General features: G+C 38.9%; 17 protein-coding genes. 11 read left to right on the top strand and 6 right to left on the bottom strand.

Annotated elements, in window-relative coordinates; translation table 11 throughout:
- Positions 1-641: 641 nt before the first annotated feature.
- Together AC106S_RS22865 and AC106S_RS22860 are read right to left on the bottom strand one after the other, a co-directional pair.
- Positions 642-1,061, bottom strand: a complete 420-nt coding sequence (locus AC106S_RS22865; RefSeq protein ID WP_482442185.1) for a hypothetical protein — start codon at positions 1,059-1,061, stop codon at positions 642-644.
- 15 nt (positions 1,062-1,076) lie between these two features.
- A complete protein-coding gene (locus AC106S_RS22860) occupies positions 1,077-3,125 on the bottom strand; it encodes a M3 family metallopeptidase (protein WP_482442183.1) in 2,049 nt (682 codons plus the stop codon).
- Between the two features lie 210 nt (positions 3,126-3,335).
- On the opposite strand from AC106S_RS22860, the gene AC106S_RS22855 reads away from it, so the two are divergent.
- On the top strand, positions 3,336-3,860 hold the full coding sequence (locus tag AC106S_RS22855; RefSeq protein ID WP_482442182.1) for an SRPBCC family protein: 525 nt from the start codon (positions 3,336-3,338) through the stop codon (positions 3,858-3,860).
- A 59-nt stretch (positions 3,861-3,919) separates the two neighbouring features.
- Here AC106S_RS22855 and AC106S_RS22850 read toward each other — a convergent pair whose 3' ends face one another.
- A complete protein-coding gene (locus AC106S_RS22850; RefSeq protein ID WP_482442181.1) occupies positions 3,920-4,291 on the bottom strand; it encodes a hypothetical protein in 372 nt (123 codons plus the stop codon).
- 159 nt (positions 4,292-4,450) lie between these two features.
- Between AC106S_RS22850 and AC106S_RS22845 the strand changes: the two genes are divergently transcribed.
- The 3 genes from AC106S_RS22845 (at position 4,451) to AC106S_RS22835 (ending at position 6,207) form a co-directional block, all read left to right on the top strand.
- On the top strand, positions 4,451-4,900 hold the full coding sequence (locus AC106S_RS22845; protein WP_482442180.1) for a hypothetical protein: 450 nt from the start codon (positions 4,451-4,453) through the stop codon (positions 4,898-4,900).
- Between the two features lie 110 nt (positions 4,901-5,010).
- Positions 5,011-5,652, top strand: a complete 642-nt coding sequence (locus tag AC106S_RS22840) for a DoxX family protein (RefSeq protein WP_482442178.1) — start codon at positions 5,011-5,013, stop codon at positions 5,650-5,652.
- Positions 5,653-5,694: 42 nt separating this feature from the next.
- Positions 5,695-6,207, top strand: a complete 513-nt coding sequence (locus AC106S_RS22835; RefSeq protein ID WP_482442177.1) for a nitroreductase family protein — start codon at positions 5,695-5,697, stop codon at positions 6,205-6,207.
- A 262-nt stretch (positions 6,208-6,469) separates the two neighbouring features.
- On the opposite strand, the gene AC106S_RS22830 is transcribed toward AC106S_RS22835, so the two are convergent.
- On the bottom strand, positions 6,470-8,089 hold the full coding sequence (locus AC106S_RS22830) for a serine hydrolase (RefSeq protein ID WP_482442176.1): 1,620 nt from the start codon (positions 8,087-8,089) through the stop codon (positions 6,470-6,472).
- 191 nt (positions 8,090-8,280) lie between these two features.
- Here AC106S_RS22830 and AC106S_RS22825 point away from each other — a divergent pair, with 191 nt between their 5' ends.
- Together AC106S_RS22825 and rimM are read left to right on the top strand one after the other, a co-directional pair.
- Positions 8,281-8,844: a 30S ribosomal protein S16 gene (locus AC106S_RS22825; RefSeq protein ID WP_482442175.1), complete on the top strand. Its 564-nt coding sequence runs from the start codon at positions 8,281-8,283 to the stop codon at positions 8,842-8,844.
- 14 nt (positions 8,845-8,858) lie between these two features.
- Positions 8,859-9,401, top strand: coding sequence for a ribosome maturation factor RimM (gene rimM, locus AC106S_RS22820; protein WP_482442174.1), 543 nt, complete (start codon positions 8,859-8,861; stop codon positions 9,399-9,401).
- 1 nt (position 9,402) lies between these two features.
- Here rimM and AC106S_RS22815 read toward each other — a convergent pair whose 3' ends face one another.
- Positions 9,403-10,467 (bottom strand): hypothetical protein, encoded by a 1,065-nt coding sequence (locus AC106S_RS22815; RefSeq protein ID WP_482442173.1) that lies wholly within the window; start codon positions 10,465-10,467, stop codon positions 9,403-9,405.
- A gap of 27 nt (positions 10,468-10,494) precedes the next feature.
- Positions 10,495-11,445, bottom strand: a complete 951-nt coding sequence (locus AC106S_RS22810; protein WP_482442172.1) for a helix-turn-helix domain-containing protein — start codon at positions 11,443-11,445, stop codon at positions 10,495-10,497.
- A gap of 89 nt (positions 11,446-11,534) precedes the next feature.
- Here AC106S_RS22810 and AC106S_RS22805 point away from each other — a divergent pair, with 89 nt between their 5' ends.
- From AC106S_RS22805 to AC106S_RS22785, 5 genes are all read left to right on the top strand, one after another.
- Positions 11,535-12,002 carry a hypothetical protein gene (locus tag AC106S_RS22805; protein WP_482442171.1) on the top strand — a complete coding sequence of 156 codons (468 nt, stop codon included), beginning with the start codon at positions 11,535-11,537 and terminating at the stop codon, positions 12,000-12,002.
- A gap of 11 nt (positions 12,003-12,013) precedes the next feature.
- On the top strand, positions 12,014-13,087 hold the full coding sequence (locus AC106S_RS22800; RefSeq protein WP_482442170.1) for a fatty acid desaturase family protein: 1,074 nt from the start codon (positions 12,014-12,016) through the stop codon (positions 13,085-13,087).
- A 30-nt stretch (positions 13,088-13,117) separates the two neighbouring features.
- Complete coding sequence (locus AC106S_RS22795) at positions 13,118-13,765, top strand: LA_2272 family surface repeat-containing protein (RefSeq protein ID WP_482442168.1); 648 nt, start codon at positions 13,118-13,120, stop codon at positions 13,763-13,765.
- A 4-nt stretch (positions 13,766-13,769) separates the two neighbouring features.
- A complete protein-coding gene (locus tag AC106S_RS22790; RefSeq protein WP_482442167.1) occupies positions 13,770-14,369 on the top strand; it encodes a CDP-alcohol phosphatidyltransferase family protein in 600 nt (199 codons plus the stop codon).
- Positions 14,370-14,539: 170 nt separating this feature from the next.
- Positions 14,540-16,060 (top strand): helix-turn-helix domain-containing protein, encoded by a 1,521-nt coding sequence (locus AC106S_RS22785; protein ID WP_482442166.1) that lies wholly within the window; start codon positions 14,540-14,542, stop codon positions 16,058-16,060.
- Positions 16,061-16,067 lie beyond the last annotated feature (7 nt).

Genomic DNA, 16,067 nt, shown 5'->3' with positions numbered 1-16,067 from the left:
ACTGCTGATCGATGGTGGTGGTAATCTGGCTTAAGAAATCCTGGGTAGTGGATCTGAGGTCTTTCTGCCATACTACTTCCTGAGCAGGAAAAGTAAGGACAGCACATACAGCCAGAACGCCTGCATAGCTTTTTCTCATGTATTGATGTTTTTTTAAGTTAATATTAATCTTTGTAATACCTGTATAAATTTAACGCTTTTTAAGACGGTGATAACAATTGAACGGGGATTTAATGTTATTTATTTTATTAATTTTATGCTTTTTTTGGCACAGAAATAAAGACCATCCTCTTCAGACAAAGCTATGGCTTCAAAGCGACAGAACGTGTCGTGTTTTTAATAACTTTATAATGAAATTGAGATCTGAGCGAGAAACCATTGCCTTTAATAATGAAATTTTTCAGCAGTTTTTTAATGAATAGTTCGTAATTAAGGGCTAGTAAAGGTTTTTCCGAATTATTTGTAAGGTAAAAGAACCTGGATAAAGATATTTCAATAGTATCAAAATTCAGATTCCTTTCTATTAATGATAAAGAACAATACTTCTGTTATAAAATAAAACAGGCTGCTTCAAATGAAACAGCCTGTAATTTTTATCTGAACAGAGCAATAATGCCGTGCGGTTTAAAGTATTCTTCTTTTTATACCTGAAGCATCAGGGCTTCCATTGTTTTATCCGTTTTTATGAACTCTTTGCCCGGAATATGATGATTGAGATACGTAAAGAGCAGATCGGTTACCCATTGATTTTGAATTTGATGAACATAATAAGAACTGATCAGTTCAAAATCTTCAGAAATATAGGCCGGAAGATCAGAAGAATTGGCTGTTCTGAAGGTGAATAAAAAGATTTCCTTCCTGATTTCGTCGATCTGATCCCGCAGTGTTTCATCCATTTCTTTTTCTTCCACGGTTTCATAAGCCTGCATCCATAAAGATGAAAACTCAGGCTCATCCCTGCTGTTTAAAATTTCGTCAATGCTTTCGGGAGTCAGCTGGTCGAGACTGATCTTTAAAGTCTTTATAAAAACTTCTCCTAAGGTATTAAGTTCCTGTTTCATGATCCTGCTGTTGGCTTATCCGAATGCTCTTTTCAATAGACTTTCCACTTTAGGCTCACTTCCCCTGAAATCCTTGTACAGCTCCATAGGATCTTTCGTACCTCCGGAAGAAAGCAGGATCTTATATTTTGCGGCCGTTTCAGGATTGAAGATTCCGGTTTCCTTGAAATACTGGAAAGCATCGGCATCCAGTACTTCCGCCCATTTATAAGAGTAGTATCCGGCAGAATATCCGCCCTGGAAAATATGGGAGAAACTTGGGCTCATGGCTGTTTCAGGATTGATGGGATAAAGCGTGGTAGGCTTTGTGTATTTATCTTCAAATTCTTTTACGCTTTCATATTCCAGTTCTGCTGTTTTTGTATGATAGCTCATATCCAGCAGCCCGAAGCCAAGCTGTCTGAGAGTCTGGTAACCTTCCATAAAGTTTTTGGACTGTTCGATCTTTTCCATCTTTTCATCAGGAAGTACTTCTCCGGTTTTATAATGTCTGGCGAACGTTTTTAAGAATTCAGGTTCATAACAGAAGTTCTCGAGGAACTGTGACGGTAATTCCACAAAATCCCATTTTACGGAAGTTCCGGAAAGATTCGGGTATTGGGTATCAGCCATCATTCCGTGAAGAGCATGCCCGAATTCGTGAAACAGAGTAGTCACTTCCTGGAAGGTAAGTAAACTTGGTGCATTTTTCGTCGGCTTACTGAAATTGCAGACAATGGAAATATGCGGACGGGAATTTTCACCGTTTTTCTTATACTGGTTTTTATAACTGGTCATCCATGCTCCGGCTCTTTTTCCTTTTCTTGGAAAATAATCAACGTATAACAATGCTTTGTATTCAGATTCTATTTTCCCGGAACCGGAAACTGCTGTAATTTCTTTTACCTCGTACACTTTTACCTCTTCATGGTATTTCGGAATATCATTTCTTTCCTCAAAGGTCAATCCGAAAAGTTTCCCTGCCAGTCCGAACACGGCTTCCTGTACCTGATCCAGCGGAAAATAAGGTTTCAGTTCTTCGTCGTTCAGGTCAAATTTGGCTTTGCGGAGCTTCTCTGCGTAGAAAGCATGGTCATAACTCTGCATTTCTTCAATTCCGTCAGCTTTGGCCAGAGATTTCAGTTCTTCGATTTCCTGATCGGCATAAGGTTTAGCTTTCGTTAAAAGTTCATTTAAAAAATCAAAAACCTTAACCGGCGATTTGGCCATTCTTTCCTCAAGAACATAATCGGCGTAATCTTTATAGCCTAAAAGCCCGGCTTTCTGCTGCTTTAGAGAAAGGAGTTCCCTAATGAGATCCTGATTATCAAACTCACCGCCATCAAAGGATTTTTTACCATTGGCCAGGGCAAGTTCTTTTCTCAGTTCACGGTTTTCGGCATACGTCATGAACGGGATGTAGCTTGGATACTGTAAAGTAACTACCCAGCCTTCAAGATTTCTTTCTCTGGCTTCTTCGGCAAACTGTTCCATAATGGCATCAGGAATTCCGGCCAGGTCGTTTTTATCGGTGATATGTCTGAAATAGGCATTGGTGGAAGCCAGCACATTCTGTCCGAACTGAAGAGATTTCAGAGACAGATCCATACTGATTTTCTTTAATTTTTCTTTGTCTTCCTCATTCAGCAGGGCACCGCTCCTTACAAAACCTTTATAAGTTTCATTTAAAAGCATCTCCTGCTCACCATTGAGATTATATTTTTCCTTTTCATCATATACTTTTTTAATCTTGCTGAAAAGAGCTTCATTCTGGGAAATTTTGGAAGAGTATTCCGTCAGTACAGGGGAAACTTCCTGGGCGATCTGCTGAATTTCATCGCTGGTTTCGGCAGAATTTAAATTAAAAAATATATTGGAAACCACATCCAGCTGCTCACCTGAGTAGGCGAGGGCCTCAATAACGTTTTCAAAAGTCGGGGCTTCAGGATTATTCACGATGGCATCAATTTCCTGCTCAGACCGCCTGATCAGTTCGTTGAAAGCGGGAAGAAAGTCTTCATTTTTGATCTCATTGAATGGGGCTGCGTGATATGGCGTATTAAAAGTTTCAGTTAAAATATTCATTTTGCAATTTTATTTAAAGTAAAAATAAGGATTCATCTGTGAATCACAGCTGAAACGCACAAAAATAATGCCCGGATATCCGGATATGACAAAAATGCTTTAACTTTAATAATCTTGTCATATGGAAAGCTGCCGGAGAAACAGAATAGTTAATTTTGATGACAGGACTGATCCTTATCAGATACAAACAAACTTAAAATATCATCAGCTATGAAAACAATCTTAAAAATTCTTGGCGTGCTTATCCTGTTATTTATTGTATATGCCGTGATTGCAATGCTGGCCTTCAGTAAAGATTATCATTTTGAAAAATCTGTGGTCATTAATGCTCCGAAAGAGAAAGTATGGCAGCATGTAGGTTCGCTGAAAGGCTACAATACCTGGGATCCTTTTTCCAAAGAAGTTAAAAACATTAAGATCACCTATTCCGGTGAAGGCGACAAAACGGGGGATTCCTATCACTGGAAGGGAGACGGAAGCGAAGGAGAGCAGTCTGTTACCGAAACAGTACAGGATCAGAAATTAGTCACAAAATTACATTTTATCCGGCCTTTTGAAGGAGATGCCAAAGCTGCTTTTATTTTAACTCCTGAAGGAAACGGAACCAAAGTGACCTGGACGATGGACAATGAACTGAATGCCATGATGAAGGTGATGAAACCGATGTTTGATATGAATATGGAGAAAATGTTTAACCAGGGGCTTGGAGACCTGAAGAAACTGTCTGAACAGTAATCATAAAAAGAGACTTTTACAGTCTCTTTTTTATTGTAACGTATACAGAATAAAAGTATTTATTGCTGTTTTTTATTAAAACCGAATGTTCCGGATAACGGGCCTCTTTTCCATATTCCGGTAGTATGGGTCTGTTGCAGATAACCGGACAACTGAAAATTATTCTTCGTATTCATGTCAAATTTTCCGCTGGAATTCACATAGCCGGATATGGGTTCTTTCGTGCTGCCGGATGAAAATTCCAGTTCGCCATTCATGGTTCCTTCTTTGGATACCGTGAAAGAAATGCTGCCGTTTTCATCTCCGCTGAAAGTTCCGGAATATTCACCTTTGAATGCTGAATTTATCTGTCTTTGGGATTCTTCATCAGAAGTACATGAGCTTAACGGAAGTATAAGAATAAAAGCCCAGATCACTAAACCTATCTTCATATTTTTTAGGCCAATATATGAAATTTATGCGATAATACCGGCAGAATCTGAGTTTTCCCGGAAGAAAAGAGCCAATCCTGTTAAAATAATCAGTCGTTAAGATCAGAATGGCTTAATTCTTTCAGTAAAAAAATATATCTTTATGTAAAGAATAGATGTATGGAGAAGACCGTATTTGAAAAAAGTGATATCAGAAACCACGTTAAAGCGGTAATTACAGAGAAAATTGAAAAGCTTAAAAACTTCATCGAATTTACACTGGAAGCAAGCCGTGATATAAAAAAAACGCCTAAATATGACAGTATCCGGGAAGAAATGCAGGAAGAAATTTATCAGATGCAGCGCCAGATGGGGGCATTGAATGACCTGAGAAAAAATATGGCGAAAGTACTGAACAACGCGACGGAAAAAGTGCAGCTTGGCTCCCTTGTGATTACCAATAAAGCCCGTTTCTATATTTCGGTTTCTTTAGGAGAGTTCTTTTTTGAGGGCGACCGTTTTTATGCCATTTCCCCGGAAAGTCCTATGGCCAGAAAGATGATGGGAATGAAATCCGGTGATGCATTTACTCTGAATAATATCCATCAGGAAATCATTGAGGTGCTTTAAGTTTAAATATGCCGAAATCAAAATAACAAATATAAAGTGCTTATATAAAGTGATCGTAAATTTGTGTGTTTAGAATATTTTAGTACCTTGCATTGCAAAACACTAGAACTATGAAATTTGAAACACTCAGAACCAACCGATTCAATCAGTGGATAATCATACATTTAAGATACCTCACAGGATTTGCCTTTCTGCCTTCAGGGCTGGTAAAACTGATGGGAGAGAGGTTTACCCGTATTTCTACGGACCATCCCATCGGATATTTTTTCGAAGCATTATATCAGTCCGGTTTTTACTGGAATTTTTTAGGACTCGCACAGGTAGTGGCAGGAGTGTTACTCATGACACAACGCTTCGCTCTGCCCGGGGCTCTTATGTTCCTGGCTATACTGAGCAATGTATGGATCATTACCATCAGCCTTGCATTTACCAGAACCTGGATGATTACTTCTCTGATGATGATTGCCGTACTGGTACTGATTGTATGGGACAAACATAAGCTGATGCCTCTGTTCAGTTACAACCGGTCAACTTCTGTAAAAGCTTTTCCGGATCCGGACAGGAGATGGGCAGCTGCGGGAATGATTTATATTTTCAGTTTTGTCATTCTTTACCTGTTGGGGCCTGCCGGTGAAAATATCTATATAAAATGCATCTCAGCAGCGTTGGGGATTCTGATAGCCGGGACCTTTGTAACAACCGGGTATAAAGCATATAAAAATCCGGACCTTCTTTTGAAAAATCAGATATAAATAAATGCGGGGCGTTGGGTTTCATGTTGTAAATTTGTATCTATGAATAAAGCAGAATTTTTAAAAGAGATCATAGAGCAGAGAAAAAGCATATTTCCGAAAGACTATACCGATACGGAAATTTCCAGGGAACTGATTGATGAGATTCTCAGCTCAGCAACATTTGCTCCCAATCATAAACGGACAAAACCGTGGAGGTTCAAAGTTTTCAGAGGTGAGGAAAAAGCAAAACTGGCTTCTGAAATGCAGGCCATTTATAAAGCCACCCAGCCTGAACAGCTTTTCCTGGAAAAGAAATACAACGATATAGGTTTTAAGATCAATAAAGCAGACACCGTAGTATCCATTGTCGTTAATTTCAGCGGAATGGTTCCTGAATGGGAAGAAATTGCAGCTGTCTCAATGGCCGTACAGAATATGTATCTGAGCTGTACAGCTAATGAAATAGGCTGCTACTGGAGTTCACCGAAAATCGTAGACTATCTGAAAGAATCCCTGACGATTGAGGAAAACCAGAAATGTCTGGGACTTTTCTATATGGGAAAGCTTAATTAATCCGGAACCGGGTTAAGAAATTTTGAAATAAAAGGGAGGGGTAGCCGGTGAAGCAGACTGGAATTTACTTTTGGTTATAGATATTGAACCTCATTATAAGTTTTAGAATCTGTGATAAAATTAGCCCCGGGCTTTTAATATCATAAAAAAGTAAAAGGAAACCAACATGTATAGTTAGGTTTCCTTTCATAAGTTTTCGTCCATTTTGCGGTTTCAAACCTGTATCAATGCCGGACGGAGAATTGTTCCTGTGAAATTATCATTACTTTTTAATCACCTGATAAACCGGATTAATTTCATTGTTCATGTCCAAAATAATGTCATAAGTTCCTGCTTCCGTTATTTTAATATTATTTCCATATTTTACCAGATGGTTGGTATCATTGATACCCAGCTCCAGGGCCCACTCGTTATTGGTCCGGAATTTCAGCTCACCTGGCTTTAATGTGACATTTCTGGCTTCCAGAATATTTTTATTTTTGGAATTGGGTGTTAATTTTACATCCGGTCCGTTCCACCCGTTTGGTGTGGAATCTCCTACTGCTCCCCAGAGAAAAGAATTGTTTATTTTTTTAGCTTCCCGGATCAGCTTTCCGTTTTTTGTTATTTTTAAAGAACTGATTTCTCCGTTTTTGCCTGCTTCAAATTCAAAATAGATTCTATCATTCTCATAATTGATCACGTAAAACTTTTTTTCATTTTCGGGAAAGAAGGTGTCTCCGGAACTGTCTTTAGAATCAAAATAACTTACTAATCCGTCTTTTGCAGAAATATAGATATTCCTGTCCGCAGACCGGTATAAACCTTTTATCCGGTTTTGCTGTTCGGGGCTGATCTTTACATTTTTAGGCAGATGATAAGGATGGTTGTACAGTAAAGACATGATTCCTTTGTATACTTCCGGAACACCGCCGTCGAAAATATTACTTAATACAATCACCGTAATGTCATCCTGGGGAATTCTTGAAAAGAAGGATAAAAAACCGGGACCTGCACCGCCATGTCCGATCACCGTTTTGCCTTGTATTGATTCAACTGTCCAGCCATATCCATATCCGTAATTGTGGAAAGATGCCTGTGCTTTTTCTAAGGTTTCCTTATCCAGGATTTTAAAATTCTTAAGTCCTTCTTCATATCGGTAAAGATCCTCTACCGTAGAATACATGGCACCCGCAGCGTGAGGGTGGTCATAATCATAGTTTACCCCTTCCCTGAAATTGTTTCCGGATAAAAGCTCATAGCCCGTTGCTTTGTTTTTATCTTTTAAATCTTTAAATCCAAAACCTGTATTGGTCATATTTAAAGGATCGAGAATATACTTTTTTATGGCCTGCTGATAAGACATTCCTGCCGTTTTGCTGATGATATATCCTAATAAGTAGTAATTGGAGTTGCTGTAACTCCATTTGCTGCCGGGAGAGAAATCCAGAGGCTGAGCTGAAATAAAGTTCAAAAAGGTTTCTTCATCTTTGGTCTGCGCAGGATTGGCATTGTTCTGAATACCGGAGGTATGGGTCAGCAACTGTTCAATGGTAATGCTGTCTCCTTTGGGAAATTTAGGAAAATATTGGGATAATTTATCCTGTAAAGACAATTTTCCCTGTTTATCCAGCAATAAAACAACCGTAGCTGTGAATGATTTGGTCGTAGAGTAGATCCTGTAAATACTCTGATTGGTGTTTTTCTCCCCGGTCTGGAAATTTTTGATGCCATAGCTTTTCTCAAAAATTATTTTTCCCTTTTCTGCCACAAGAACACTTCCGCTAAAACGGGAAAGATGTTCATAAGAACGGATGAGTTTATCAATTTTTTCTTCTCTGGACTGGCTGTATAGATTTTTACAGCCCAGGAAGACTAACATAAGGAGGAATAAATGTTTCATTAAATGTAAAATTTTTGCTAAAATATTTAAAATGCTTTGAACGGAAATCACAGAAATTTTTCATGAACAGACTGCCTGACCGTTTAATACTATAACAATTTAAGATTTTATCTTGTTACATCAGAAATTTTATTTATCTTTGCACTCTTAAATATTTAACTGGGACGAGTTCCCGTAAAATTCACAACATTATGTCAGTAAAAATCAGATTACAAAGACACGGTAAAAAAGGTAAGCCTTTCTTCCACATCGTGGTTGCAGATTCTAGAGCTAGAAGAGATGGTAGATTCATCGAGAAACTAGGAACTTACAACCCAATTACTAACCCTGCAACTATCGATTTGAACGTTGATTCTGCTGTAAAGTGGTTAAACAACGGTGCTCAGCCAACTGATACTGCAAGAGCAATCCTTTCTTACAAAGGTGCCCTTTACAAAAAACACTTACAAGGTGGGGTAGCTAAAGGTGCTTTTGACGAAGCTGAAGCTGAAAAGAGATTCAACGCTTGGTTAGAAGCTAAAGAATCAAAAGTACAAGGTAAAGTAGAAGGTTTGGCTACTGCTAAAGCTGATGCTAAGAAAGCTGCTTTAGAAGCTGAAGCAAAAGTGAACGAAGCCAGAGTTGCTGCGGCTGCACAGGCTGAAGCTGATGCTAAGGCTGCTGAAGAAGCTGCTAACGCACCTGCTGAAGAAGTTGCTGAAGCTGCAGAAGGAGAAGCTCCTGCTGCTGAAACTGAAGAAAACACTGAAGCTTAAAAAACAACCGCTGTATGCGTAAAGAAGACTGCTATTTATTAGGTAAGATCACACGCAGACACGGACTTGCGGGTAACGTTATCCTTAAACTGGATACCGATCAGCCCGAGCTTTACAATAAATTGGAATCAATATTCGTTGAAATCAACGGATTATTGGTTCCTTTTTTTATTGAAAGATCATCCTGGAGCAAAAACGATGCTCTTAATATTTTCCTTAAAAATTCCACAGAAGCCATAGTAGATCAGGTACTGGGTAAAAGTGTTTACCTGCCGCTTGCCACGCTGCCTAAGCTTTCCGGAAAACAGTTCTACTATCACGAAATCATTGGTTTTGATATCCTTGATCAGGATAACCATAACTGCGGAGTGATAAGATCTGTCAATGATCAGACTGCACAGAACTATTTCATCACCAATTTAGACGGAAAAGAAGTCGTGATCCCAATCATCAAAGACTGGATCATGGAAGTCAACCGTGAAGAAAGATACATTAAAACCGAACTTCCCGAAGGGCTGATTGATGTGTTTTTGGTTCCTTCCAAAAAGGACGAATAATTTAATTTTTCAAAAAATAGATCTGAAACTTTCCTTCTTTCAGGTTTTTCACTAAAAAATATTTCCCTGTACTGGCTTTTGCAATGGATAAGATGGCTATTTTGGTATTATCTTCCTTTGTTTTGACGGTTTTATTCCTGATTTGTACATCATAGTAATACATATAAACGGGATAATAGCCAAAGCTGGCTACATAATGATTGCCACGGCTGAACCAGGCATTTCCGGTCACAATTCTGTCTTTTGTTTCAAAAGATGTAGAATCTGTATGCTGTTTGCTGATCTCGCGTGTAAGCCTGTTTTTCCGCGGAACCAATACCATTTTCGGACGTAATTTCCCGTAAAGGGAATCCTTGTAGCCGATATCCCTCATTTCAAATGCAGCCCGCGGTTCTTCCAGAAAACTGGGCATGATGTAAAAAGGATTTTCAGAATCAGGATTACAGAAATAGGACGCAGATGAGGAAGGGAAATTCATAATTCCCGGACTGGCTTCATCATCTATATAGCGGATCTCCCTGATCCGGGTTAAAATATTGTCCTGAAACTGTTTCTGTTCCGCAGCAATCTTATGTAATACGGCAGAATCTTTTTCATTTTCTCCCGGATGTAAAAGGTGATCATACTTATCCTGAATATCATTAAGGTTATAAACAGGAAAAATTTCTTTCCGTGTATAATCGGGAGCCAGGTATTTCCTGTTATTCACATAGAGGTCTGCATGATCCCCGATAAATGCAAAGTTATTGGTCCCCGGAATATTTTTCCATTTTTCTGAAATAACAGGCTTACCGTTTCTGATAATGAAGATCCGGCAGAGATTATTGGAGGCATAATCCAGTCCGGGAAAGTTGTAGACAAAAAAATAATCTCCTTTTTGCTGATAATAACAATTGCTGCTTTGGGATAGAGGAAGTTCCATTACTTTTTCTGCATACACAGACGGATCTGAAAAATTTGGAAATTCCGGGATTTCAGGATGTTTATCTTCTTCAGTATCTGTTTTCGGCGAATAGCAGGACTGAAGCAGCAAAAGTGAACATAAAAGGATAATTCGGGTTTTCATAAGATCAGTTTGAAGGAAGATACGGTTTTATTCGCTCAGCTGTGTCTGAAGGCGGTCAATCTGTTCGTACATCCTGTTAAAAAATATCTTCCTGTCACGGTTTCCCGAGGTGTTCAGGGATTTTGAATTTTTAATCTGATGTTCAAAATAATTCAGGGTTTCGTTGCAGGTTTTGGCATCTTTAATCAGGATGTATCCAAACATATTGGTAGGAATGGCAAAAAGAGACTGCTGCGGATGATGGAAGAAGATATCGTTGGAAAGGTGCATCAGCTCATTTTCGTACAGATGAAATTTGGGATTGCTTTCCGTTTTCTGTTCAATATATTCTATCAGTTCCTTCAATTCCTCCAGAATGATCTGTGCATCCTTTTTCTGCAAAAGCCCGGTATCGGAATAAAATGAAATCTGCTGTAAAATACTCGAAACGGTCATATCATTCCACAGTTCCACCACATTCTGTGCTTCATATTTTTTCTTTAACTCCTGGGTATCTGCTTCGAAATAAGGCGGAGAAAACTGAAGGAAAGGAACAAAAACCTCCTTGGCATTCAGCAGATTCATCCAGACGTATACTTTGAAACGGGAAAGCAGGGTATCGGAAAGCGTGTAGAAAAAAGGAATATCCTTTGCCGAATAGTAAATTGTAATCCCGTCAGAAAGCGGTAAATTCTCAAAAACACTGAGATTGTTCTGAAAAAAAGACTGCAGATCTCCCGTTTCAGTTACCGCTGAGGTTTTTTGTACCAGAATCTGATGATCCGATGTCATAAACTGATCCAGAGAAATCTGATAGTATTTCGCCAGTTCCAGCGCTTCTTCAAAGCTGAATTTGGCTTTCAGTGAAGTTCTTCTGTGGGCGGCATCATAACTTATATTGAGGATGTTGGCGATTTCGTCATTCAATGATTTTTCGCCTATTTTTCTTCGTATTTCCCTGAGTAAAAGTTCCTGATGCATGGTTTTTGTGATTTTCACAAATGTAGGTATTTATTTTAATTTTTTTTCGCATTCGGATTGGTGTTTTTCACAGATAATTTTGAAACATCATTTTAAAACAGTCAGCGATGAAAAATATAGTCTTGGGAGCATTTTTACTTTTTTTCAGTTGGGGGAAATCCCAGCTGGGAAATGATAAAGGCTGGAAAATTGTAGCCGTAATACTCAGCACCAGAATAGAAGGAACGTCATTAGGAGATAAAACCTTTTTATCGGTAGGAATGAAATTACCGTCTGAAGATACCAGAAACTATTACAGCCTGAGAGGACATTTCAACTGGTGGGATGAAAGAAAACTGCTGGTCATCCCGGAATTCGATTATTTCAGAAAAATCAAAGCTTTCGGTGATGAAGATCTTATTACCAGTTTATACGCAGGAGCAGGCGTTTCTCCGTATGCCGCATCACCCAAATTCGGGGTTACATTCTGCCATTTCTTTACCGGAGAAGCGGGCTATAATTTTGAATATAACACTTATAAACATTTTCCTGTAAAAGGATTCAGATATTCCTTTGGATTCAACATTGTTTTTTAAACCGGATCATCATGAAAACAAAAATAAAATTCAGAAAAACGACCTCTGCTTTTTACCCGGAACTGCGTGAAGAAGTAAAAGTATTGCTTACCGAAGAAACCGTTAACAAAGCGAAACAGCTGATGATCATAAAATTCATATGCTATTCTATGACTTTTATCCTGCTGTATGCCAATCTTTTTAATCCTTATATGGGAAATAAGACTTATGCAGTCATCATCAATTATATCCTGTTGGGACTGTCGGGGATACTTCTTGCTTTCAACTGTTCCCACGACTGTGTGCATAATACTTTTTCAAAGTATAAAAAGCTGAACGGGATTATTTATTATATCACCTTTAATCTCCAGGGAGTCAATGCAAGACTGTGGAAAAAAAGACATATTGCTTCACACCATGTTTTTCCGAATGTAGACGGCTGCGATGCAGATATTGATGATAATATATTCATAAGGCTTTCTGCTAAACAGCCCAAAAGAAAACTGCATCAGTATCAGCATTTATATGCTACTTTACTGTATTGTCTGTATACTTTACACTGGATCCTGATTAAAGATTTTATATACCTCAGAAAAAAAGACCTGGCCAATCTGAGAAACCAGAGCCATTCCTGGATATCTGTTACAGAAGTTATCGTACTGAAAGCTGCTTATTTCAGCTATATGCTGGTAATTCCCGCTTTTTTTACTTCTATTCCGATACTGACGGTTATCCTGTCTTTTATCATCATGCATCTTACGATTTCCCTGTTCTTTGTGCTCACCCTGATCATTTCTCATCTGAGTCTTGAAACAGATTTCCCCGAAGCGGATGAAAACGGGTATCTGCCGTATGATTATTATGAACACCAGTTAGCCGTCTCTCTGGATTACCATCCTGCAAACCGGCTGGCCAACTGGATTTTCGGAGGTTTCAATTCCCATGCTGCCCATCATCTTTTTCCCGGTCTTCCGCATACGGTCTATACCATCATTACTCCGGCTATTAAAAAAGCGGCTGTAAGAAACAGGCTTCCTTATCATGAAAAAAGCATCTTTCAGGCAGTGATTTCCCACTATGAATATCTGAAAAAATTAAGCCAATAGTTTTGAATAAAAAATAAAACCATAAAGAATATGAAAACAATACTTTTAATAACAGGTCTTTTCTTAGGCAGCCTGGCTCCGGCTCAGGAAAGTTTAAGCAGGGAAAGAACGAGTTTTGCCACCTTAACCCCATTAAATAAAATTGATAAAGTAAACGGTGTTGCCTTAGGCTTGGGAGGTGTTCTGGATAAAAACAATACCCGGAAAATCAACGGGCTCAATCTGGAACCGGTTCCTTTGGGACCTGTTGTATGGATGTTTTATGATCCTGCAAAAAACAGAAAAGAGCAGCCCGAACTTATTGTCAACGGTCTTACTGTTTCCGGCAGCGGATATGGCAGCATAGTGAATCACAATGGTGTTTCGGTTTCGGTTTATAATTTTGGAAACACGATGAACGGAATTATTGTAACGGGTCTGGGTACTTATATTGATAAAGGAAACGGTGTGATGTTTTCCGGATTTTATAATTATGAAAAAGACTTTAAAGGATTAACGGTTGCTCCGGTAAATAATGCGGAACTATTCAAAGGATTCCAGGCCGGAATATACAACAGAGCAGAAGAAATGACCGGAATACAGATCGGCCTCGTCAATATTTCCAGGAAAATGAAAGGTCTTCAGCTGGGATTATGGAACAAAAACGGAAAAAGAAGCTTACCTGTCATTAATTTTTAAAACCATGAAAACAATACCCTATATTTTAATTGCCATAAGATTTCTCCTTGCGCCTGTTATTCTTTTCATAGCGTATTCGGCAGGGGAAAAAGCCAGGCTGATGATCCTGATTTTGATGTATGTTGGATTATTCACTGATATTTTCGATGGAATTATAGCCCGGAAAGCAGGTGTGTCTTCCGAAAAATTACGCAGAATGGACAGCCAGACCGATCTGGTGTTCTGGCTTTCACTGGGATTCGCCGCTTATTTTCTGAACCCGGAAATCATTAAAAACGAATGGCAGGGGATTCTTCTCATCTTTTTGATGGAAGCTCTTTGCTATATCGTGAGTCTCTGGAAATTCGGAAAAGAAACCTGTACACATGCGTTCTTGTCAAAAATGTGGGGACTGAGCCTGCTGATCGCTTTTACGTATTTAATAGGATTCCAACAGGCGGGCTGGGCGTTTTATCTTACCGTAATATTGGGTTTTATCTCCCATGTAGATGTCATCCTGATTGTTCTGCTGCTCCCGAAATGGCAGTATGACGTACCCAGCTCTTATCATGCATGGAGGATCCGGAACGGAAAACAGAGAAAAAAGACCATCTTCTTTAACTGACCCGGCGGCTGCATAGATTTTTCTTTTAAATAATTGATCAATGATACAGCGTAATCATACTTTACGCTGTTTTTTGTAACTTGACAGGGAATTAATCTTCTTACAAATCCTCTGTCCGTAAAGGAAGAATAAAAAGATATCATGAATCTGCCGAATAAAATAATATTTTTGTGAGATACCCTGAAGGAGCAATGAAAGTAAAATATTGGATACTGTTATTAATTGCAGGTAGCGTCTTCGTTAATGCACAGACAAATACAGCTGATAAAAAAATCACGGGAAAACAGAATATTGATCAGCAGCTGGAAGAAAAATTTTTTAACGGCCCCCCTCAGACTGCCCTGAATAATTATATCCTGATCCTGAAATCTTCCAAAGAAAAAGAAGATAAAAAACAGACGGCACTGGCGCATATCGGTATTGCCACCTTGAGTCATTATACAGGGAAATACCAGGAAACAGCCGGTACTTTCAGACACTATCTGTATGAAGCGGATGATATGAATGATGCCGAGCGTAACTTTCTCAGGCTCGGTCTTGCGGATGCCTACATAGCGACCGGTAAAATGGATTCCGCCTATACCCTGATCCGGGAAGGCTTACAGACTGCCCGGAAAAATAAGAATGATTACAGCTATCATCAGTATCTGGGGCTGCTGGGCTTTTATCATTTACACTTAAAAAAATTCCGGACCGCCGCAGATAACCTCTTACAGTGCAGAAACTTTTTCTTTGCCCCGGAGAATTCTACCCGGAAAAATCAGAATTATACCCTTTTACATTTAGGAAAATCCTATGCCGGGCTTCAGGAAAAAGAGAAAGCCGCAGAATGTTTTGCCGGGATAGATTCTCTGGTTCTTAAAACAGATTATGTGTATCCTGAACTTAAAGAAGCGTACACCTATCTTATCAGGTATTATAAAGAAACCGGCAACAGGGAAAAGCAGCTGTATTACGTAGACCGTTTTCTGGAAATTGACCGCACTCTGGATACTCAATTCCTTGATATATCCCGTGAGCTTCCGGGAAAGTATGATGTTCCTGAACAGCAGCAGGAAGCCGCCGCCGCCAATGATTTTAGAGACAGAAAAAATCTCTTTTATATAGTGCTCAGTCTTTTAGTGGTCTCCCATCTGTTATTTATCAATTTTTATTTCAGGTATAAAAAAACAGGAAAGAAATACAGAAAGATTGCACAGGATCTGATCCAGTCTGCCCATAAAAATAAAAAAAGCTGGGAAACGGAACCGAAAAATGAAATGATATCAGAAGATTTTTCAGAACAGGATAAAGAAGCCGAAGACCATAAAACAGCCAAAACCGTTTCTGAGGATATTGCCCGGGCGGTATTAAAGGAGCTTGAAATTTTCGAAGATAAAGAACAGTTTCTGAACAAAGGCATTACCCTGGGAAGTCTCGCCAAAAAAGTAAAGACCAATTCCAGGTATTTATCGGAAATCATCAATAGCTACAAAGGAAAGAATTTTGCCACCTACCTCAACGATCTCCGTATTGATTATGCGATCAGCAGGCTGGCCAATGATAAAAAATTCAGGTCTTATAAAATTCCTTTTATTGCGGAAGAATTAGGATACAATAATGAACAGGCTTTCACTTTAGCCTTTAAAAAAAGAACAGGAACCCCGCTTTCCATTTATCTGAAAGAAATTGAAAATATCAATTCGGATTAATGTTAAT

The organism is Chryseobacterium sp. FR054 (genome assembly GCF_056844565.1).
The sequence above is the reverse complement of the archived record's forward strand: the minus strand, read 5'-3'. Positions and strand labels throughout refer to the sequence as shown.